Below are 21,712 nucleotides of genomic sequence, written 5' to 3' on the forward strand. Positions count from 1 at the left end.
TTCAGAGATCCTGTTGCTTGCGCCATTTCGGACTTACCGCTGCGACGTATTACTTTCCGTAAATGTCGAAGGCGAAGTACTTGTCCTGGATTTGCTTGTACTTACCGTTCTCACGAATGGCGGTGATCGCGGTGTTGACTTTGTCTTTCAACGCGTCGCCTTTGCGTACTGCGATTCCCACGCCGTCGCCGAAGTATTTAACGTCGGTGAACGCCGGGCCAACGAAGGCAAAGCCTTTGCCTGCGTCGGTTTTCAGGAAGCCGTCATCCAACAGGGTAGCGTCAGCCACGGTGCCGTCGAGGCGACCGGCAGCCACGTCCAGGTAGATTTCGTTCTGCGAACCGTAAGGTTTGATTTCAGCACCCAGCGGAGCCAGGACTTCGCGAGCGAAGCGCTCGTGGATCGAACCGCGCTGCACGCCGATGTTCTTGCCTTTGAGCTCAGTCAAACCTTCGCTGACCTGAGTACCGGCCTTCATCACCAGGCGAGCCGGGGTGTTGTAGTACTTGTTGGTGAAGTCCACAGACTTCTTGCGATCTTCAGTGATCGACATGGACGACAGAATCGCGTCGATCTTGCGCACTTTGAGTGCCGGGATCAGACCGTCGAACTCTTGCTCGACCCATACGCACTTGACCTTCATCTCTTCGCACAGAGCGTTGCCGATGTCGTAGTCGAAACCAACGATGCTGCCGTCTGGCGCTTTTGATGCGAACGGAGGGTAAGCCGCCTCGATGCCAATTTTCAGAGGCTTTTCATCGGCGAACGTCGGCAAGGACAGCACGGACAGTGCCAGGGCGCCAAGAAGCACGAGTTTCTTCATCTTAGGACTCCATCGGTAAAGGGCGAAAACGGCAGAGTGAGCAACAGCCCAATATGCGAATGGGTGGAACCTGAAAGCGATGCTGCGTCCCAGAATCCTTGCGTTGAAATCAACACAAGCAACGACGAGCGAGTGATCGGCATTCTAACGACAGGCCCGAAGCCGATATTTCTTCAATGCGACAACAATTTACAAAAGCACTGAGAAAGCCGATCGAGCACATTGACAGCCCTGCAAGTTTATGCAAGAGCAAAAGACGTACAACCGATCTATATTGCAAATAGCGGGCCTATTATTCGCAAACCCTTCTATTCCGGCAAGCACAGCGTTCTATCTTATTTTTCATGTGGGCTGAAGCGGCCAAAAACGGTGCTTTGCGTTTCCCATCGCCTCGAAATCGGTCGCGGGGTTACACGTTTGGTTACTTTCCAGGTGATGGGTAACAACGGGAGAGTTCCTACGCGCAAAACCGATAATTATTGGTTCGGGGCCCTGCTCTACCGGCGCCTGACGAACCGTCATCGCGAGCAGGTCGGATCGCCGCACCGTCGCTCCCACATTGAATCTCAGTCGTATACAGCTTCTGTACACGCAGGAGATCCAGTGTGGGAGCGAGCCTGCTCGCGATAGCAATAGACCAGCCACCCCAAACCTCAAGCCCTATCAAAAATCCCGCGCCACAAAAAAGCCCCACCCGGCTCACACCGGATGGGGCTCGATGACGCTGAACTCGCCTTACGCGACGTTCATGGTCTTGTGGGTATCGATCAAATGCTGCACCACACCTGGATCTGCCAGGGTGGAGATATCGCCCAGACCGTCATATTCCGCCGTGGCAATCTTGCGCAGAATACGGCGCATGATTTTCCCCGAGCGGGTTTTCGGCAGGCCCGGTGCCCATTGGATAACATCCGGCGAGGCAATCGGACCAATCTCTTTACGCACCCAGTTCTTCAACTCCAGACGCAGCGCTTCGCTCGGTTCTTCGTCACCGTTGAGGGTGACGTAGACATAGATGCCCTGCCCTTTGATGTCGTGCGGCACACCGACCACCGCCGCTTCGGCGACTTTCGGGTGAGCGACCATCGCGCTTTCGATCTCGGCGGTCCCCATACGGTGACCGGAAACGTTCAACACGTCATCCACACGACCGGTGATCCAGTAGTAGCCGTCCTCATCGCGACGCGCGCCGTCGCCGGTGAAGTACATACCACGGAAGGTCTTGAAGTAGGTGTCGACGAACCGGTCATGGTCGCCATACAGCGTGCGCGCCTGGCCTGGCCACGAATCGAGAATCACCAGGTTGCCCTCGGCGACGCCTTCGATGATGTTGCCCAGGTTATCCACCAACGCCGGCACTACGCCGAAGAACGGCCGTGCTGCAGAGCCTGGCTTAAGCGCGTGAGCACCCGGCAGCGGACTCATCAGCGTGGCGCCGGTCTCGGTCTGCCACCAAGTATCGACGATCGGGCAACGCGATTGACCGACGTTTTTGTAATACCAATCCCAGGCTTCCGGGTTGATCGGCTCACCGACCGAACCCAGCAGACGCAGACTGCTGCCATCGGCGCCTTCAACGGCAGCCTTGCCCGAAGCCATCATCGCGCGGATTGCGGTTGGCGCGGTATAGAGGATATTAACCTTATGCTTGTCGACGATCTTCGCCACCCGGGTGATATCCGGGTAGTTAGGCACGCCTTCGAACAGCAAGGTGGTCGCACCATTGGCCAGCGGGCCATAGACAATATAGGTATGGCCAGTGACCCAACCGACGTCGGCGGTGCACCAGTAGACTTCACCCGGGCGGTAGTCGAACACCCGCTCATGGGTCATCGCGGCGTACAGCAGATAACCGGCAGTGGTGTGTTGCACGCCCTTCGGCTTGCCGGTCGAACCGGAGGTGTAGAGGATGAACAGCGCTTCTTCAGCGCCCATTTCTTTCGGCGCGCACACAGTGCCCGCCACTTTCATCAAGTCTTCGTACCAGATGTCGCGATGCTGGTTCCACTTGATGTCGCCACCGGTGCGCTTGCACACGATGACTTTCTGAATGCTGCTGGTATCCGGATTGGTCAGCGCGTCATCGACGTTGGCCTTGAGCGGGATTTTCTTCCCTGCACGCAGACCTTCGTCCGCGGTGATCACCACTTTGGATTTGCAGTCGATGATCCGACCGGCCAGGGCTTCCGGTGAGAAACCACCGAACACTACCGAGTGAATCGCGCCGATCCGGGTGCAGGCCAGCATAGCGACCACAGCTTCGGGGATCATCGGCATATAGATAGTCACCACGTCGCCGCGGTGCACATCCTGGCCACGCAGGGCGTTGGCGAACTTGCAGACTTCTTCGTGCAGCTCGCGGTAGGTGATGTTGCGGCTCTCGGCAGGGTCATCGCCCTCCCAGATGATCGCGACCTGATCGCCGCGCTCGGCGAGGTGACGGTCCAGGCAGTTATAGGAAACGTTCAGGGTGCCGTCGGCAAACCACTTGATGTCGACATGGTGATCGTCGAAAGAAGTCTGCTTCACCGTGGTGAAAGGTTTGATCCAGTCGAGGCGCTTGGCTTGCTCGCGCCAGAAGCCGTCCGGGTTGACCACCGACTGCTGGTACATGGCCTTGTAGGTCGCCTCATCAGTCAGCGTGTTAGCCGCAACCTCGGGACGAACGGGATACAGAGAAGCCGCACTCATCTTTCTTACCTCGGTGACATAGTTGTTGTTGTATGCCCCAGTTGTAGCCGGGGCGGGCCTATAGAACCATTCGACGATGGTAGTAACAAGCCCCTACAAAATGCCTTGAATGCCCCACACACCCCGTAGGAGCTGAGCTTGGTCCGGGCGGCGTTCCGACGATGGCGATCTCAAGGACGCCATTGCAGGCAAGCCGTGCTCTTACAGGTGTTCTCTGCGCGACAGCGCGATGTCGAAGACGGGGCGGCAGCTCCTACAGGTTTTTTTCAGAGGATTGTTACAAGATTTGCCAATAGTCTTTATCAAAAGCACAGCTATATGAATGATATTCACACGCCTAAAATCAGCCTCGCCAACAACGGCAACGTGATTAACCCAGTTGCAGCCCCCACGAAGGCACGTTAATCCAGATCCTCTTTTCAACGTTCCACACGCAACCTTAAAAGGGTTGCGTGACCCCTCACGCCCCGAGAAAGGTAAAATTGAAATGAAAGCTTTATTAGTTCTGGCCCTCAGCAGCGTTTGCGCCACCGCCATGGCTGCCGAGAGTGCGACAGACGTTGCCAGCCAGCAAACACCGGAAGAGGAATACACTTACTCGACCCACCTGGACATCGCCAAAGTTGTATCGATGAGCGAAGTTCCGAATGTCTGTGAAGTTGTACCGGCCCGCATGGAATATGAAGACTCCAAAGGTCAACGGCATATTCTGCGATACAGCGTGATGGGTAATGGTTGTTCTAACGGTTAAACAACCCCGTTAGACCCAGACTCTCTTTACCACTGCCGGCCGCAAGAAATCACTCTTGCGGCAAAGATGCCCGGATGCACACCTGACCACAGGACTGTTGCACAGCATCGCCTAATGAAGTGCGACCACGGCACTCGCACTCCGCTGATTCTTCACCGTTCGATCTACCGCGCTGCGCAGCCTGCTGGCCGCAGGTACAAGGAACGTCGAACGCATTACATCTAATTACTCGATTGTTTTAAGCATTTATTTGCGCTTTTTAATCGAAATAGTCCGAGTAGTATGAGCTTCACACCCACTGAACAAAACGAACAACACCCGGAGCCACCACCATGAAAACCAAACTGATCCTCGCCCTGACCCTCTCCGTACTGGCCGCCAACACCTTCGCTGCTGATGGCTTCGACCGCACCGGCTCCAACTTCGCCGCTGACGGCTATGACCGCACTGGCTCGGCCACTGTCGCTGCCGATGGCTACGACCGCACGGGTTCCGCCACTGTCGCTGCTGACGGTTACGACCGCACGGGTTCGGCTACTGTCGCTGCTGATGGTTACGACCGCACGGGTTCCGCCACTGTCGCCGCTGATGGTTACGACCGCACGGGTTCGGCCACCGTCGCTGCTGACGGTTACGACCGCACGGGTTCGGCTACTGTCGCTGCTGACGGCTACGACCGCACTGGCGCCAACCGCCTCAGCTAATAGCTGACCGCGACGTCACAGCCCGGCCTCGGCCGGGCTTAGTTGTTTCTGGAGGCCCCAAAAACCTACAACACCACATAACCTTGTAGGAGCGAGCTTGCTCGCGATGACCGCGTAGCGGTCAATCTCAAAAACAATCCACCACCCGAACTGAACACAATTCCCTCACCCAATCCCGCCAAAATCCCTGCAACTACCGCCGCAACGCCATTCCACCGCGTTGTCGACACAACCCGATAACCTCCCCTCCTCCAATTCCCAAAAAACTCATGAACCCAGGCAAAAAAAAATCTTCTGCGGTCAAAGCCCTATAAACCCTTGCTCCGCCTTAAAAAGCCCCTCGACAGCCGATCCCAATGCCACTTCGTCGCACCACAGACGCAAAAAAACACCTATAATGCCGCGGTAAATCGGGCCTGCAACATCCCCTTACAGCAGGAGGAAAGCAACGCTGAGGCCACCGCAGGAGCAGACAACATCATCTCCGCCCCTCAGCGACTTCAGGACACCCGTACACATTTCTGTTTTTTGCCTGCGTACTGCTGCAACTAACGATTCCTTTAGATCCAACGCGGCCAGCAGGCCGTGTGAAACGCCAACCATAGTGTTTTTCACACGGGCATCTGGCCCTCACGCAGGAGACGACACGTCATGCTGAGCTGGGACGAATTCGACAAAGAAGACGGCGAAGTCGCCGCTAAAGGCGCCAACGCTGGCCACGCTACTGAAGCCAACATGGACCGCCTCGACAGCGCTGGCGGTGCCGCAGCTCAAGAAGCCCGCGCCGTCACCGCCACCGACTCCGCCGCGATCATCCGCGCCAAAGCCGCTCTCGATAACCTCGACATCGCCGAAGGCTTGGCCGAGCTCGAAGGCGCTTCCGCCCGCGTTGCTGTCGACGAAAAGCGCATGATCAACTGCCGCGCCGACCTTAACCAACTCGTACCGTTCAAGTACGACTGGGCCTGGCAGAAATACCTGGACGGCTGCGCAAACCACTGGATGCCGCAAGAAGTCAACATGACCGCCGACATCGCCCTCTGGAAAGACCCGGAAGGCCTGACCGACGACGAGCGTCGCATCGTGATGCGCAACCTCGGCTTCTTCTCCACCGCCGACTCCCTGGTTGCCAACAACCTGGTGCTGGCCGTGTACCGCCTGATCACCAACCCGGAATGCCGCCAGTACATCCTGCGCCAGGCCTTCGAAGAGGCGATCCACACCCACGCCTACCAGTACTGCATCGAATCGTTGGCCATGGATGAAGGCGAGATCTTCAACATGTACCACGAGATCCCATCGGTCGCGAAAAAAGCCACCTGGGGCCTGAAATACACCCGTTCGATCTCCGATCCGAAGTTCGAAACCGGCACCGTCGAGACCGACAAAGAACTGCTGCGCAACCTGATCGCCTATTACTGCGTTCTGGAAGGCATCTTCTTCTACTGCGGCTTCACCCAGATTCTCTCCATGGGCCGTCGCAACAAAATGACCGGTGTCGCCGAGCAGTTCCAGTACATCCTGCGCGACGAATCCATGCACCTGAACTTCGGCATCGACGTGATCAACCAGATCAAAATCGAAAACCCGCATTTGTGGGATGCTGAAATGAAGGAAGAGGCTTCGCAGATGATCCTGCAGGGCACTCAGCTCGAAATCGAATACGCTCGCGACACCATGCCGCGCGGCGTACTGGGCATGAACGCCGCGATGATGGAGGACTACCTCAAGTTCATCGCTAACCGTCGTTTGAGCCAAATTGGTCTGAAAGAAGAGTACCCAGGTACTACTAACCCGTTCCCGTGGATGAGCGAAATCATGGACTTGAAGAAAGAGAAGAACTTCTTCGAGACGAGAGTGATTGAGTATCAGACGGGTGGGGCGTTGAGCTGGGATTGATTCCCGGAGCTAGCCACGATTTGCCGGTTGTGAATTGAATCGGCAGATTGGAAAAATCAAAAAGCCCTGACTTGTTCAGGGCTTTTTATTGGAAGAAAAAACATCCCCCCGCGTAGGAGCTGCCGCAGGCTGCGATCTTTTGATCTTGCTCCTCGGCAATCTCCAGATTCGCAAAAAACTATTCAATGAAATCCTGAACAGCCCGATCAAAATCCGCTGACATGCGAATCTGCCCTTTAAGCCGCCCAGGCTTGCGTCGGCGCATAACATCCGCCGGCGCTCGGAACTGACGATGCCGAGAGAGTTCGCATAAGCACATGCTGATTCCAGAGTTTCAAGAGGGATCTGCTCCTTACGCACATCACGCTTCAGCGCGGTCACAGCCCTAAGCCCTGTCGCAAAGTCTCGTCATTCATCCAAATTGCGTTGTACGTAGAGGTGAGTTGCGGGGCCAATGGCTTCTGCCCACTCCAGCAAGGCTGGCGGTTGAGAGGTCCTGGAACTGGTGGTGATTGGGTGCTAAATGCTCTCGCAGGGTGCTGATACCAGGCGTAGGATCGATACGATGACTGCTAATCACGCGTCGTTGGAAGGTGACTTCCAACCAATCTGCACTCACGTGCAAACGCAAGACATATACCGCCGCACTGTAAGGCCGCGCGACCCTTCGCAGTACAAGGGCCGTGTTCTCACAACAACACAAGCGAGGTGAAAGCATGTCTGGTAATCGTGGTGTCGTGTATCTCGGCGCAGGCAAGGTCGAGGTGCAGACCATCCCCTATCCGAAAATGGAAGACCCGCGCGGCAAGCGCATCGACCATGGCGTGATCCTGCGCGTGGTTTCGACCAATATCTGCGGCTCCGACCAGCATATGGTGCGTGGTCGGACCACGGCCCAGGTCGGGCTGGTGCTTGGCCATGAGATTACTGGTGAGGTGATCGAAAAGGGCCGTGACGTGGAAAACTTGCAGATCGGTGACCTGGTCTCGGTGCCGTTCAACGTCGCCTGCGGCCGTTGTCGCAGTTGCAAGGAACAGCACACCGGCGTCTGCCTGACGGTCAACCCGGCGCGCCCCGGCGGTGCCTATGGCTATGTGGACATGGGCGACTGGGTTGGCGGCCAGGCCGAATACGTGCTGGTGCCGTATGCCGACTTCAACCTGCTGAAGCTGCCCGACCGCGACAAAGCGATGGAAAAAATCCGCGACCTGACCTGCCTCTCCGATATCCTGCCGACCGGCTACCACGGCGCGGTGACCGCCGGTGTCGGCCCTGGCAGCACAGTGTATATCGCCGGTGCCGGTCCGGTCGGACTGGCTGCTGCCGCCTCCGCCCGTCTGCTGGGTGCGGCGGTAGTGATAGTCGGCGACGTCAATCCGCTGCGTCTGGCGCATGCAAAGGCCCAGGGCTTCGAGATCGCCGACCTGACCAAGGACACTCCGCTGCACGAGCAAATCGCCGACCTGCTCGGTGAGCCGGAAGTCGATTGTGCGGTCGATGCGGTCGGCTTCGAAGCCCGTGGCCACGGCCATGACGGCGCGCAGCATGAGGCCCCGGCCGACGTGCTCAACGCGCTGATGGGCGTGGTGCGGGTCGCCGGCAATATCGGGATCCCCGGTCTGTATGTCACCGAAGACCCGGGCGCGGTCAACAAAGCCGCCAAGCATGGCAGCCTGAACATCCGTTTCGGCCTCGGCTGGGCCAAGTCCCACAGCTTCCACACCGGCCAGACCCCGACGATGAAGTACAACCGTCAGCTGATGCAGGCGATCATGTGGGACCGGATCAACATTGCCGAGGTCGTCGGCGTGCAGGTGATCAGCCTGGACGACGCGCCGCGCGGTTACCACGAGTTCGATGCTGGGGTGCCGAAGAAATTCGTCATGGATCCGCACAAGCTGTTTAGCGCCGCCTAAGGAGTAGGTTGGGAAAAGGGCAGCTTTGAGCTGCCCTTTTTTATGGCCGAGAATTCACCCTCTTACGCGTACATTCGTACATTCTGTGGAACTCGGCACCTCTGCTCAAGGTTCATTTCTTGCCCGCTACCCAGTGAACCGTTACCATTTATCGCACATAGTGCGTGTCTCTTCGGGGCCGCAACTCACTTGGGCGCTACAGTGCGCTTTTTTTATTTTCGTATTTGGCGCATCGACTAACTCAATGAAATACAAGGAATCTATCCCGGTCATCGACCTCTTTGCGGGCCCGGGCGGACTCGGGGAGGGATTCTCTTCAATCGGCGGCCATGAGAAGGGAGTACGTAAGTTCCAGCTGCGTGTCTCGATCGAGAAAGATCCTGTCGCTCACGCGACCTTATCCCTCCGCGCATTGTTTCGCGCCTTTCCGAAAGGTGAAGCCCCAGAGGCTTACTACCAATACATCCGGGGCGAAATTACTCGTGAAGAGCTTTTCAAGCATCCGGACGTCCCCGCGGAAGCCGTGGAAGCCGCGCAAGAAGCTAAGCTCGCAGAGCTTGGTAAAATTTCGCCGGAGGAAGTCGATAGCTGGATAAAGGAAGCCCTAGTTGGCGCAGATGAATGGGTTCTCATTGGTGGCCCGCCGTGCCAAGCCTACTCTGTAGCAGGACGTGCTCGTCGAACACGCGAAAGCCAAGAGGAATTTGAAAGCGACGAAAAACATTTTCTCTACAAAGAGTACCTGCGGATTATTCGTGAGTTCAAACCAACTATCTTCGTGATGGAGAATGTTAAAGGCATACTTTCCTCGAAGCACAGTGGCTCGCACATCTTCCAGCAAATCCTCGATGACCTCTCGGCTCCTGCCGGAGATCTCTCATACAACATCCGCTCCTTAGTTATCCCTAAAGACGCGGAAAAACCAGATCCACACGACTTTGTCATCCAAGCTGAACGTCACGGCCTTCCGCAGGCTCGACACAGGGTCATCCTGCTTGGCATTCGCTCTGACGTCGCTTCGGACTGTCCTGCTTTGCTGGAGCGCCCGCACAAGCTTGTAATGGAACCCAGCAAAACGGTTTTTACAGTCGGGCAGGCTTTATCAGGACTACCGCCCGTACGGAGCAAAATTTCAAGGGGGGGAGACTCCCTCGAAGCTTGGCTCTCCGCCTTGGATGAGGCCAGCTCTATGCTTTTACGGCCCTATGTGGCCGGGCGGGGCGATTTGATAGATGCCATAAAAAAGGCGGCTCTCAACGCACAGAGGCTGAACTCTAGTGGCAGCGAGTTTATACCTTGGCAAGTAGAGCCAGAAATGAATGCCAAGCAGCGTCAGTGGTTCCTCGACCCAAGACTTAAAGGGGTGCTACAGCACGAGGCGAGGAGTCATATGCGCTCTGACCTGCAGAGGTATATTTTTGCAGCAAGCTATGCAAAGTTGTATGGAACTTCTCCAAAAATACATCAATTCCCTGCGCAGCTGCTGCCAGCTCATGAAAACGTGTCTTCCGACTCCGTCCCCTTTAGTGACCGCTTCAGGGTTCAAATGGAAGATGGACCTTCTACTACCGTCGTCGCTCACATAGCGAAAGACGGGCACTACTACATACATCCGGATCCAAGCCAGTGTCGCAGTTTGACTGTTCGCGAAGCCGCCCGGCTGCAGACCTTTCCTGACAACTACTTCTTTGAGGGTAATAGAACCCAGCAGTACACACAGATCGGAAACGCGGTCCCACCGCTACTTGCTAGAAAAATTGCAGCTGTTGTCGCAGCAATCATCGACTCCTATCGATCTGGGAAAAAAACCCCAAGCAACACCGCGCACCTGATCGAACCAGACAGACTATCGAGCAACGTAATCAGCGCCGGATAGTTTCGGGGGGCAGCCCCCCGACGACGAATTTTCAGCCAGCCTCTGCCAATGAAAATTCGCGACTTACTAACTAACCCTGGGCCCATAATTTTGGCTTTTCTCTCTGGGTCTTGGGATGTCAGAGCGTCTCAGGAATTTCTGCTAAGGGAGGGGAGAACAGTCGAGAGAACATAGCCTCTCGACACTCCGGACGCTTTGCCCATTCAGAGATCATCCTGCCATTTGCCGTCTCATGAAGACGATCATTGACTTCCCTCGCCCAAATTTCGATCTGTTTAACTAGCTGAGGAGAAATACCTTGTCTGCTCCAGACACGCTCATGGTTAAAGGACTTGCCGTAAGCTTGAGAAATTAATGCAACAGTGTAAGCAGCAACGTTCGCGAGAAAGGCAGGCACCAATGGCCGAGCAGTCTTGTGAACTGCCTTGAACAGCAAAGCTTTCGAGACAATAGCCTTAAAATAAGAAACATCCGGAGTAAAAACCGTACCTTTAGCCTCAACGTCAGCCATACCAGACATGAACCGATCAAAGCACTTCTGTGCGCCAAGACTGACAACATCAGCTTGGCCATCCCACGCAGTGGAGTACTTCGCCAACTCAGTTTTTGTTATTTTCCTCGAGGTTGGTACGGAGTCCCTCAGGGCGCGAAGCTTAGCTGGAGTAACACCTTCACGTGAAAGTAAAGTGTTGTAACTGCCCGCAGCCCTTTCGTAGAACCATCGGCCCATACCATCAGGGCAATAGACGGAAAGCGATAACCGCTCAATTTCAACATGGAACGGCTTGTTGGCTGATAGATCTGATTGCCGAACAGCATTTTGACTGTTGGCATAACGCGAGATGTCGGAGACCAGCGCCTCTTCTTTTGCAGGATCCTGCTCTTTCATAACGATGATTTTGGCTGGGACGCGAACCTTGCTCAAATCCGTATCTGCGTACTTTTTCTTGGCAAAGAAAATTGAAGCTGTGGTTTGGCCGCCATTAACAATTTGCATGCCACGTAACCAAGCAATGCCCGGCGATCCATCTACGGCGCGATCCAACCGCATCTCATCAGCGACTAATACAATCCCATTATTGTAAGCCATGAATCTTTCAGGGGCATTCCGCAAAGTATTCTGCAGTCCCGCGTTCACACCTTTCGCCTTTACGCTTAAGAATGAGCGCACGTTGGCCTCAAGCAGGCGAGGTCCAAATTTTTCATAGATGAATCTAAGCGCCTCACCTGGAATTGCGGTAAGAGCATAGTCATAATCCCCTGTTTCACCTGGCACGAAAACGCAGGGCAGTGGAGAACCTGACACATCTTTGAAATCAATGACAAGTTCATCACGAGGCTTGCCTTCAGAACGATGGCGATAAAGTCGCTCAATATCCATCACCTCAAGTTTCACGAGTTTTTCGCCAACTTCTCGAGATTGGAAGCTTTTCGACTTGGCTATACCATCCGTAAGTACATAAACACGAACCTGTTCAAGCCCGTCGTAAATTTCTCGAATCGTCAGCGCAAGGGAATGGACGTCGCTTGATGGATCGAGCTTTTCGGCAATGCGCCCGGCTGCACAGAGTTCCAAGAAACGAACGCATTGGGCCGCTGCTGTCTTGATATCTTGATCGGAAATCGGACTCAGGTTTTCAAAGCCTTCATACAAACTTACGAACAGGTCAAGCTGGTCAGCGTCTTCAGACATTGCATAGCCGCTTAAGCGCAAATTCGCATTGCCAACCTTCCCCTGAAAGTGGCACACAACTGGATCGAAAGTCATTCCGGCTTCAGCAAGATGCTGCATCACCACTTCGGAAAAAACGAGTTCACCAAAAGGGGCGCCGTCAGACATCTGGTTCGCTATTTCGCCCCTGGTCTCTGCGAAAAAATCATCAAGCGTCATCCAGTTACTCCTAGTAGTTTCAGAGCCGCGCAGAGGTCCAAGAGGAACTCTTCGGCGTGGTCCAGATTGATTTCGTAAAGGGCTCGCGTGATGCCAACAGGAACGGTTCCCGTGGTCAGTCGAGGGAAGCCCTCAGACACAGCAAAAACTCTCGTCTCCTTCGGTTCGAACCTGCGGGTGTAATGGCTCGAGTGAATTTCGGAATATCCGGCAACCATAAGCCTATCTTTAAGGAAGTTGATCGCTCCTGGTACTTCGCGAAAAAGTTGCTCGGCCTCCGCGACCATTTCAGGAAGGGTGAGCCCGCCATCCTCAGAAGCAAACCGTACGGCAGCGAGAAAGAGTGGCGACGCCACCGAGTCATCCAACTGCTCAAGGGAGCTTATCTTCACAGGGAAGCCAGACGAGGACATTGTTGCCTTTACCTCAACCGCTCCGTCACCCAATAGGAAATCCTGCAGAGCATCGTCGGGCCCAACCCAGCCTCTGAGCACTTCCTCAGCATAAACTCCAGAGTTTATAAGAGTGACCATAAAGGCGAGTTCACCCATTAGGCCAAGCTCGGCCTCAGGACTGAGAGGAACAGGTCCGCGAGACATAAACTGTTGCCACATTCGAACCCTGCGCAACATCGTCCGCAAAACGGCATCCTCGCCCTCTGCAACAGAAGCATCCATGGCTCCAGCGACATCACCGACCATCTCTGAGAACAGTTCGATACTGCCGGATTCCTTGCGTGACAGGGCTATCCACGTCTTGCCGTCGCCACGAGGATCCGCCCGGACCACCTCGAAGCCTCTGCCCTCAGGCAGGCGCTCGGACGATCCGAGGCGGGCCGTCGAGAAGCGAGCAAGAAGAGACTCTTCGTTGCCAGGGCAACGTCGGGCAGCCATAAGCTCGCACTTCCCGACGGAAGCCACCGCGATACCAAGCCAGCCACCCTCCTCTCCTTTACTCCCGGAAAGTGCGCCCCAAGCTGCGACGAACTCGTCAATAGGCCGGCGCATACTCAGTCTCCCAGAGCAGGTGATCCACTTCGTACTTGACGGTTGTCGCCGAGCGGCTTGCGGGAAAACTCACACCGAAGCCGATGACGGGAACAGCGTCCTCAGGGAGTCCTGCCCCGTTCGGGTCAATGGGGTATAAAAGTAGAAGGCCTCGCTCGGGATGACCGAGAACTCCTTTCGCACCCAACCCTCGAACCTGTCGCACGAACACCCCGCTCGGTGCTTTAGGTGGCTCCTTGCCTGTTTCCTCGGTCCTTCGGGCAGGATCCACCATCCTATCGTCGATGGTGAGATTTAGAGCAGCCAGCCAAGCATCCTCGTCGAGATCAATCGATTCGTCTCTAGGCGAAAGAAGTCGCCCGATGGAGTAATGCTCCCCCTTCGAACCTGGGTTTTGGCTTCGTACGATCATGTTTTCCAGAGCGTATTTTTCGCAAAACATGCGGTCCTTCCCGTCGCTGCCGCCTACGAGAGCAATGGTCCAGGACGTAAGCTCTCCCTTAGCTGCCATCACCTTAACGAAGTCAGCCAGGACGGCGCTGTTCACCTTCCGCGCGGCAGGGTGGGTCAGATATCCGGAAAAGAACTCTATAACGTGCTCTGCCGCGACGTTATCCCAAAGGAAGCCTTTCCACTCCTGAGCGCTATCGCCTCTATTGCGGACGATTTTATCGTTCTCCGCGGGGACCCCAGCGGCGTCGAGGAGCCTCTCCATGACTACTAGATTTCTCTCAATGACAGACGAATCACGATGGAACGCGACTGTCTCAAGAACCGATCCGCAGAAAGAGACCTGCAAACTTTTGGCGCTACGCATCTTGATAGGCGAGGTAACCATAAGAACGGGATGCGACTGAACCTTCATGCCGTAATTCTCTGGCGTGGCATGTACCTTAGCCATGATGTCGAACTCTTGGCGAAGCTCTTCTGCTGCGTCGGCAATGTGCCCGAACCACTCGACGAGATCGGAGGTCGTGTAGAGACGGCAGAGATCGAGGTACCCAGGCCGGTAGCCGAACCAACGACCCATCTGCATTAAGGTGTCGTACATCTTCGTGGTTCTCACGAAATAGCTGACGCAGAGCCCCTCGAGAGTCAGGCCTCGGGCGAGTTTGTCTCCACCTACGGCGATGACCTTGAGGCCGGTCTCTTCGCGCTCAGCGTAATCAAGAACGTCCCCGGCCGAACCGTTGATCGCTCTGACGCTGTTGGCCAAATCCCCCAGAACGTCCGCAAGAACAGCCTCCACCTCCTCCCACTCGGGGAGGTTGAACTCACCGCTAGTCTCCCCCATGGCCGTCGCCACAGCGGCCGACGTCGGAGCGAAGTCGGACTCCCAGAGATCCCGCCACTCCGCCATCAGCTTGTCTTTCTCGAAGCCGCGCTCCACCCGCTGGCGATAGTTCTTCACTAGATCCTCAACTTGACGGCGAACCTCCTCCTGAACGGCGGTGTAGCGAGTTACGTGAATCAACATCGAGCAGTGTTGGCGGCCCTGTCCGCGCAGGGCGCGGACGGCGCACGCCAGAACGAAAACCGATACCGCCTCCCTGAGGGATGGAGGTACCTCGTCACGCCCTTCAAACAGGGGAACATGGTTCTTATCGTGCCTAGGAGGCATCCAGCCGTCTTCACCTGTGTCGGCTGCCTGATCGTCAATCTCGCGAGTAAGCGGCAGACCGCCGACCCGCCCCTCAGGTGCGCGCAGCCCGAAGACACGGGCAGGGCCGATGTAATTCGAGGGTGCAGAGATGTTGATGATGAATGACTGCGGGAACACGTCGGGCCCCTCCTCCTTCGTCGCCTTCCGCCGATCAATGAAAATGTTTGCGAACGGTGTGGCGGTGTACCCCACGTAAGCTTTTCGGGAGAAGGAATGGAGGATTTTTCGGATGCGGCTATTGATGGCCTTCGGCTGGTATTCATCGTCCACGGAGCCATCTTTGCTTACCACTTGGTCCCCGGTATCGACGGAGGCGTGATCAGCCTCGTCGTCGATCAGGAGCAGAGGAAAGCCTGAGACTAGCGGACGACCGTCAGCGTCCTTGGAGTCCGCGACATGGTTGCGAATCCATTTCAGGAGACGATCTAGCACCGTCTTGTTCTTTTTGACGACGAATAGCCAAGGCCTCTGCTCAGGGGAGATAGCCAGGTGTTTCGCAACCTTTGTGTTGAAATCGCCGTTGTCCGAGCGGTTGGTCGCGCAGTTTGGGCGAATCTCCGCGTCACGCCCGTTCTCGCCCACTCCGATGTAGCGGACGACATCATTCTTCGCCGAGGTCTCATAGCCGAGGAAGCCCTCTTCAAGGCGAATCTGGGTTTGCGACCGCAGATTGTTGTGCAGGCCGGCAAGCACAATGATGATCTTATATCCTGCGTCGGCAGCTTTGCATATCAGGCCAGTGTAGTTGCCCGTCTTACCGGACTGGACATGTCCAACGACAAGCCCGCGCCTATCCCAGCCTTCCTCGCGAAGAGGATCCTCAAGCAGTTCGAGAATTTTATTGGTCGCATCATCTAGAGCATCCACGGCCTTAACGGACATCTTACTCTCAAGGAAATCGCGGTAGCGCTGCCAGTAACGCCAGTCCCTTTTGCGAGCGGCATTAAGCCAGTCCTTATGGCCAGTCTTGTCTGACAGAGTGGACGCTCCGCCGATCCATAGGCTGAATCGACGAATGAGTTCTGCAACGGCCTCCTTCCGGTCGACATTTTCGCCTGGGGCCATATGCGTCGCGACAAAGTCGACTTTTTCGGCGATGAGGGTCGGCGTGACCGAGCCATTCTCCATAGCCTCGACCAAGAAAGTTTGAGCGACGCTAACGACGCGCTGAAATACCTTGTTCTGCTCTTCCGTCATTATGCAGTCCCTTCTTGGGGTATTGCCGCGAGGCTCGGAAGAGACGCGACGAGACTAGGGTAGTTCTGAAAAGGCTCCGTCAAGGACAAGGCTTTGACGGCCGCTTCGGGATTCATTCCACGTCGCCCCACCATGTCCTTAAAGAGCGTCAGGAGGACAGTTCGGACGCCGTCAGGAGCCGTTTCGGACTCTCCTGAGAAGCCGGTTATAGGGGTATCTTTGTTTTCGGCGGTGTCGAGCCATATTCTTTGGACAGGCACTGTTTCCTCTACGACGCGTAGCATGGCCCGAACGAGGTCAGCATTAACGCCAACAGCCTCAATCACCGCCGCCACTGCTGGATGTCTCTCGTCGATGCGGTAGCGCACACCATCCTTAAGCCTCTCGACACGCCATGCCTGTTGCTCAACCTTGAGACCTCCCGGCCCAAGCATTGGCGTACCTCGAAAAGCAAAGACTCTTCTGGCTCTTTCTCTCGTATCCTCAGCCAACTTCGTAAGCCATGGACGCACTGTTACGGGAGGCCGGGCGGTGGACTTCTTGACGTCGATCTTCCAGGCAGAATCGGCAGTATTAGGGATGTCTAACCTGATCCGGGCAAGCCGGTGAGGCTCCTCTCGGTTCCATGCGCGTCCCTGCCCAATCCCAAGCCATCCGCCTGCCAGAAGTAAACGATGGTTCCGATACACGTAAAACCCTTGTTGAGAGGTCCACCCTTCTGCCCCCCCCGCCTTACGGAACTCATCTTCGGAAAGCCGATCTTTGTGTGGTAAAACGTGGCATTGAGCCTCCACGAGGCCTGATGGCGTGAGGATTCGGGCGACTGGCGAATGCCACGGCTTCGCAGGGTGCCCTGTCATAAAGGGATCCCACGGACTAACCAACTTGTCGTTGAGGAACAGCCGGATAACCGGGCTCGGCCCTTCTAACAGGCGATGGAAAACCATTGCCAGACGTAGTTCAACATCGTCTACCAAGTCGGCAAAGTGATCGAGGGTATAGCCAGGCGTGACGATTCGATCCAACTGCTCCCAGAGGACTATAGTTCCGGAGTGGAGCGCATCGACCGGCTCAACGAAAGCTTCGGAGCCACGGGCTGCCCCTTCAAACATCCTCCATCCAACGTCCGTTGATGCCGCAATGGCATCGAGATCCCAACGCAGGCAGGAAACTGGACCACTCATCCGTCTAGACGCAACAGTGAGACAGCGACACTGAGAAAACGATGCGGTTTTTAAGCCCATCCCAAAACGACCGAGATCATTAGACGCACGGTCATCAAGAGGATTCTTAGCACCAAGCGTCATTGCCGCCTCTAACTCGGCGTCGTCCATGCCTCGTCCATTGTCCAAGATGGAAACTCGACTTCTCTCGCCATCCCAGTCGAACGTCACATGAATTTCTGATGCTCCGGCGGAAACGCCGTTATCAATCACATCAGCTAAAGCTGCGGCAGTCGAGTATCCGAGACCACGTAGGGCTTCCAGCATCGCGCCGGCTCGCGGCGGGGCATACCTAGTGCGTTCGTTCATTTGACGTAGGTAGTTCCGGAAAGAAGTGTGAAACCGATATCAGCCATCCTTCGGGCAACTTTACGAACCCGAGCATCCGGCTGTGCTGGCAGCAATACGTAAATCCGGCCATCACCCGAATGCTGCTCCTCAACGCTAAGGCCAAGAGCCCTGGCCTCATCCAGAAGATCGGATAACAGCCCCTCGTGACGAGCGGCACTTGCCTCCACCGGAGACTCGGACAAAGCAGTCTTATTTAAGACCTGATGAACGACCTCTAAGTCCTCAGATACCGGTTGATGAGGCTCGCCCGTACCGAGGTGCTTAGTACCTCGAGCCCTGGCCCCCTCTGACTGGACCTCCGGAGAGAGAGGCTGTTTTACCTCGAAGTAGTCGCCCACGTACAAGGCCAATTTTTCCTTTCTGATCGGATGGCATAGCTTTTTAAGTGCCTTCGACTCGATTTGTCGAATCCGTTCACGAGTGACATCGAATCGGAGCCCAATCTCCTCCAAGGTCATGGCTTCGTCTTGGCCCAAACCAAAACGAAGGGTGATGACCTCGGCCAAACGTTCGTCAAGTTCTCCAATCATGTCGAGCAGAATTGCCCGCAAGGAAGCGACTTCTGCAGCAATCGCAGGATTTGATGACTCCTCCTCTTGGAGGAAATCGAGCAAGGAGGTCGAGGAGCCGGCAAAGTGTTCGTCCAAGCTGCTGACTTTCTCGAAGACGGTCAAAAGAAGCTTGAGCTTATCAAGGGCTATTCCCGTTCGATGTGATGTCTCGCGCTCGGTTTCAGGACGCCCCATCTCAGCCTCGAACTCATCCCGCTCACGCAGAGTATTCCTTGCCAAGCTTTGCATGTGCACTGGAACACGGACCGCTCGTTCCTTATTAGCGATTGCGCGCGAAATTTGCTGACGAATCCACCACGTCGCATAAGTGGAAAATCTGAACCCTTTGCGCCAGTCGAAGCGTTCGACGGCCTTCATAAGACCTATATTGCCTTCCTGCACAAGATCATCAAAAGGAAGCTCAGACCATCGATATTTCTTGGCTATAGAAAGCACCAAGCGAAGGTTGGAGAGAATCATCCTTTCCCGCGCCACTTCTTCGCGTCGAATTGCAATGGAGAAGGCTGCACCTGCGGAATCGTAATCAGCCCTCCTCGAGAGCTTGAGCAGGAAACCTCGGAAAAGACTGGCGGCCGCAAGCGCATCACGGACCCTCACGGAGTCATTGCCGGCAGAGCGCGCAGCTGAAACCGCTGATACAAAGGCTGCCGCGTCTGAATCGAGTCTGAATTCGTCTTCCTCGTACTCGACCTTCTCACCGGACGACACCTCACTCGTGCTCTCGTCGCCCGCACCCTCGCCAACAAGATCATGTCGAGAGGTGAACACCTCATAACCTGCCTCTCCGCAGGCTACCTTGTCGGCAGCCTCGAAAACGACACCAAGGCCCAAGGGCCAGCAAGAGAGAGCATCCAGTGCATGGCCTCTTGCGTCCTCCATCTCCCGGCCCAAAGCGATTTCCTCTGCTGCCTGGAGTAGGTCTTTCTTCAGTCCCTTTGCGTAGAATCTCAGCGGCTCGTTGCGACCTGATGCGAGGTCTTCCGCGAATTCCAAGGCCTCTGATAGCCTCAATTCTTCGTCAGTTGTCGGCTCGAGAAGATCCGACTGCTCGGCCAATCCCGTCCATTCATCGATCACAACGCCGAGATCGCCTAAAACGAAAGTCAGCAGACGTTCAGCTTCTTCATTGCGGGAGATGTCAGCCTCCCGACATACATCGATAAGAGCTGTCTCGGATACAGTACCCTCGCGCAGTCCCCGGAAAAGCAAGCCACGTATGCCCTTGCCATCATCACTCGCTAAAGGAAGCGCCCTTTCTGGAAGAAACAGATCGATATCGTCCCATTCCATATCGGTGTCGATCGCCTTGTGCCGACCTATCGTTCCTTGAAGTATGCTGATTTCTTTAGCAACGGTTATGTCCCCCTTCGGGGCAATCGCTTCAGCCTCCGCCACCCAGTCACCTTCGAATCCCAAATCGAGAGGCTCGTCGTCAAGGTCGATGTGATTTGAGCGCGCATCCGCCTCGACGGTCACGACTATATGCTCACCCGTGTGAAGGCAAGGGTCCTCATCGTGGATAACGGGCTCAAGAACTGGGCGGGCGTCAGACACGACTACGTCATCGACGTGAGTCTTCACCTCAGCCGTTTCATCCTTCGCTTCGTGACACGACGATTCGCTCGAGAAGGTGGGGTGAAAAGACTCCACCGTCTCCGCGTCAGTCTGAGGCGAACCTTCGTCGTATACGTAGTTTTCATTCAGTTGGCCGGAAAAACCAAGAGCCTCTCTCAACAGAGCGATACATTGGGTACATTCACCCTTCTCCGCGTATGCGAGAGCATCCCTGCCTTCGGGGTCGAGCAGCTCCGGCTTTGCTCCAGCAGCCAAAAGCAGCTGCACAACGCCCTTTTTCCTTCGGGCAGAGGCCAGCATCAGAGGAGTAGCACCTCCCCCGTCGCGGGCGTCGAGGTCGTCGCCCCGCGCTATGTGGAGTTTGACTGCGACCTCGACACCGGCAATGGTCGCCATGCGGAGCAAAGGGTTCAGCTTAACCACGGAGCGACCCACATGCCCATGCGTCCGTCTCATAAGTCGCTTCTGCAACAATGACTCGAGAAATGAGTTGGCCGCATGTATCTATTTTCAGAGGCGACTCCTTGTCCATGTTCCACTCCTCTAAGACTTTGCGAACTCATGGCCAACCTCAAAGCTGGCATGACCTTAACGACAAAGCGATTGAATGTGAGCCCTTCAGAAATCACTTATGTTGATATGTCATTAAGAGGCTTGCAGTGGCGCAATGCCATTCACAATATCTACTTGTCATAAGCACGTAAAGGAAGAGCGGAGCCGCCGCCGGAGCCCAGGGTAAAAAACTGACCGTGGTTCAAGAAAATCTTGAGTCAGGGCAACGCGTGTCGGTATCGTCGCGTCGGAGAGTTTGCTCCATCGTGCATATGAATCTAGCCGCTGTAGGGGATCAACGTGAGCTAGTGGTGTGAGCGAAATTCGGCAAAGAAAAAGCTAAAATCGAGTGAGGCGGTACCGATCAAAAAGTCGAGTCCATGGACAAGCCCGGACGCATACATTCAATGAGTGCAGACATAGTTTCCCCAGAACACCGCTCCAAGATCATGTCGATGATCAAAGGCAAGAACACGCAGCCTGAAATGGTCGCGCGATCGGTGTGTCATGAAATGGGGCTTCGCTATCGTCTGCATAGGAAGGATCTGCCGGGAAAACCTGACTTGGTGTTCCCCAAATACCAATTGTGCATATTCGTCCACGGCTGCTTTTGGCACAGACATCCTGGCTGCAAGTATGCGTATACGCCCAAGAGCAGGCTGGACTTTTGGCTGCCAAAACTGGCGAAGAACGTAGAGCGAGATGTTGATGCACAGCAGGCGCTACTCAAGCGGGGATGGAGAGTGGCGATCATTTGGGAATGCCACACCAAAAACAGAGAACTCCTACGCACTGAAATCCGGAAGATATTCGGTTTGAGTGCTTAAGCCCTACATATTTCCGATTGAAAAATCATGACTGTTTTTGAAAGGTTGACCCTGCGGCATTGAGCCTCTAGTGTCCTGAGCGGTTAATTCAATAACTTATTCTTTATCGCCCCCAGCTTTGCTTTGTTTACAGAGCTGATGATTGATTCAGCCGTCTTATTCCACCTGAAGGGCTTGGCTGAAAGGTCATTGTG

At 55.4% G+C, this 21,712-nt stretch carries 13 protein-coding genes; 6 read left to right on the top strand and 7 right to left on the bottom strand.

All coding sequences use genetic code 11. From position 1 onward, the window contains the following. Nucleotides 1–49: 49 nt before the first annotated feature. Together ACZYSM_RS16065 and acs are read right to left on the bottom strand one after the other, a co-directional pair. The gene (locus ACZYSM_RS16065) at nt 50–823 is read right to left on the bottom strand and encodes an ABC transporter substrate-binding protein (protein WP_489072457.1); all 774 of its coding nucleotides are present in this window, start codon (nt 821–823) and stop codon (nt 50–52) included. Nucleotides 824–1,558: 735 nt separating this feature from the next. Continuing rightward, nucleotides 1,559–3,514, bottom strand: a complete 1,956-nt coding sequence (acs, locus tag ACZYSM_RS16070) for an acetate--CoA ligase (protein ID WP_489072458.1) — start codon at nt 3,512–3,514, stop codon at nt 1,559–1,561. 487 nt (nt 3,515–4,001) lie between these two features. On the opposite strand from acs, the gene ACZYSM_RS16075 reads away from it, so the two are divergent. From ACZYSM_RS16075 to ACZYSM_RS16095, 5 genes are all read left to right on the top strand, one after another. Further along, nucleotides 4,002–4,265: a DUF2790 domain-containing protein gene (locus ACZYSM_RS16075; protein WP_489072459.1), complete on the top strand. Its 264-nt coding sequence runs from the start codon at nt 4,002–4,004 to the stop codon at nt 4,263–4,265. Nucleotides 4,266–4,597: 332 nt separating this feature from the next. Continuing rightward, on the top strand, nt 4,598–4,969 hold the full coding sequence (locus ACZYSM_RS16080) for a heme utilization protein (protein ID WP_489072460.1): 372 nt from the start codon (nt 4,598–4,600) through the stop codon (nt 4,967–4,969). A gap of 651 nt (nt 4,970–5,620) precedes the next feature. Next, nucleotides 5,621–6,868, top strand: a complete 1,248-nt coding sequence (locus ACZYSM_RS16085) for a ribonucleotide-diphosphate reductase subunit beta (RefSeq protein WP_489072461.1) — start codon at nt 5,621–5,623, stop codon at nt 6,866–6,868. Nucleotides 6,869–7,584: 716 nt separating this feature from the next. Continuing rightward, a complete protein-coding gene (gene fdhA, locus ACZYSM_RS16090) occupies nt 7,585–8,784 on the top strand; it encodes a formaldehyde dehydrogenase, glutathione-independent (protein WP_419118553.1) in 1,200 nt (399 codons plus the stop codon). Between the two features lie 244 nt (nt 8,785–9,028). Then, nucleotides 9,029–10,660, top strand: coding sequence for a DNA cytosine methyltransferase (locus ACZYSM_RS16095; protein WP_489072462.1), 1,632 nt, complete (start codon nt 9,029–9,031; stop codon nt 10,658–10,660). Between the two features lie 118 nt (nt 10,661–10,778). Here ACZYSM_RS16095 and ACZYSM_RS16100 read toward each other — a convergent pair whose 3' ends face one another. The 5 genes from ACZYSM_RS16100 to ACZYSM_RS16120 are packed head-to-tail and all read right to left on the bottom strand — an operon-like array spanning nt 10,779 to nt 20,562. Continuing rightward, entirely contained in the window at nt 10,779–12,551 is a 1,773-nt protein-coding gene (locus ACZYSM_RS16100; protein ID WP_489072463.1) for an AIPR family protein, read from the bottom strand. Beyond that, entirely contained in the window at nt 12,548–13,558 is a 1,011-nt protein-coding gene (locus ACZYSM_RS16105) for a PD-(D/E)XK motif protein (protein ID WP_489072464.1), read from the bottom strand. Before ACZYSM_RS16105 ends, ACZYSM_RS16100 begins: the two co-directional genes overlap by 4 nt. Further along, nucleotides 13,542–16,418, bottom strand: a complete 2,877-nt coding sequence (locus tag ACZYSM_RS16110) for a Z1 domain-containing protein (protein ID WP_489072465.1) — start codon at nt 16,416–16,418, stop codon at nt 13,542–13,544. The genes ACZYSM_RS16105 and ACZYSM_RS16110 overlap by 17 nt, the downstream gene beginning before the upstream one ends. Next, on the bottom strand, nt 16,418–17,908 hold the full coding sequence (locus ACZYSM_RS16115) for an ATP-binding protein (protein ID WP_489072466.1): 1,491 nt from the start codon (nt 17,906–17,908) through the stop codon (nt 16,418–16,420). The genes ACZYSM_RS16110 and ACZYSM_RS16115 overlap by 1 nt, the downstream gene beginning before the upstream one ends. A gap of 38 nt (nt 17,909–17,946) precedes the next feature. Continuing rightward, nucleotides 17,947–20,562 carry a sigma-70 family RNA polymerase sigma factor gene (locus tag ACZYSM_RS16120; RefSeq protein ID WP_489072467.1) on the bottom strand — a complete coding sequence of 872 codons (2,616 nt, stop codon included), beginning with the start codon at nt 20,560–20,562 and terminating at the stop codon, nt 17,947–17,949. 536 nt (nt 20,563–21,098) lie between these two features. On the opposite strand from ACZYSM_RS16120, the gene ACZYSM_RS16125 reads away from it, so the two are divergent. Further along, a complete protein-coding gene (locus ACZYSM_RS16125) occupies nt 21,099–21,518 on the top strand; it encodes a very short patch repair endonuclease (protein WP_489072471.1) in 420 nt (139 codons plus the stop codon). Nucleotides 21,519–21,712 lie beyond the last annotated feature (194 nt).

This window comes from Pseudomonas sp. F220, assembly GCF_057813935.1.

Excerpts from the sequence above, each read along its gene's own strand:
- ACZYSM_RS16065 (WP_489072457.1), bottom strand. The coding sequence starts at position 823 with ATGAAGAAACTCGTGCTTCTTGGCGCCCTGGCACTGTCCGTGCTGTCC.
- acs (WP_489072458.1), bottom strand. The coding sequence starts at position 3,514 with ATGAGTGCGGCTTCTCTGTATCCCGTTCGTCCCGAGGTTGCGGCTAAC.
- ACZYSM_RS16075 (WP_489072459.1), top strand. The coding sequence starts at position 4,002 with ATGAAAGCTTTATTAGTTCTGGCCCTCAGCAGCGTTTGCGCCACCGCC.
- ACZYSM_RS16080 (WP_489072460.1), top strand. The coding sequence starts at position 4,598 with ATGAAAACCAAACTGATCCTCGCCCTGACCCTCTCCGTACTGGCCGCC.
- ACZYSM_RS16085 (WP_489072461.1), top strand. The coding sequence starts at position 5,621 with ATGCTGAGCTGGGACGAATTCGACAAAGAAGACGGCGAAGTCGCCGCT.
- fdhA (WP_419118553.1), top strand. The coding sequence starts at position 7,585 with ATGTCTGGTAATCGTGGTGTCGTGTATCTCGGCGCAGGCAAGGTCGAG.
- ACZYSM_RS16095 (WP_489072462.1), top strand. The coding sequence starts at position 9,029 with ATGAAATACAAGGAATCTATCCCGGTCATCGACCTCTTTGCGGGCCCG.
- ACZYSM_RS16100 (WP_489072463.1), bottom strand. The coding sequence starts at position 12,551 with ATGACGCTTGATGATTTTTTCGCAGAGACCAGGGGCGAAATAGCGAAC.
- ACZYSM_RS16105 (WP_489072464.1), bottom strand. The coding sequence starts at position 13,558 with ATGCGCCGGCCTATTGACGAGTTCGTCGCAGCTTGGGGCGCACTTTCC.
- ACZYSM_RS16110 (WP_489072465.1), bottom strand. The coding sequence starts at position 16,418 with ATGACGGAAGAGCAGAACAAGGTATTTCAGCGCGTCGTTAGCGTCGCT.
- ACZYSM_RS16115 (WP_489072466.1), bottom strand. The coding sequence starts at position 17,908 with ATGCTGGAAGCCCTACGTGGTCTCGGATACTCGACTGCCGCAGCTTTA.
- ACZYSM_RS16125 (WP_489072471.1), top strand. The coding sequence starts at position 21,099 with ATGAGTGCAGACATAGTTTCCCCAGAACACCGCTCCAAGATCATGTCG.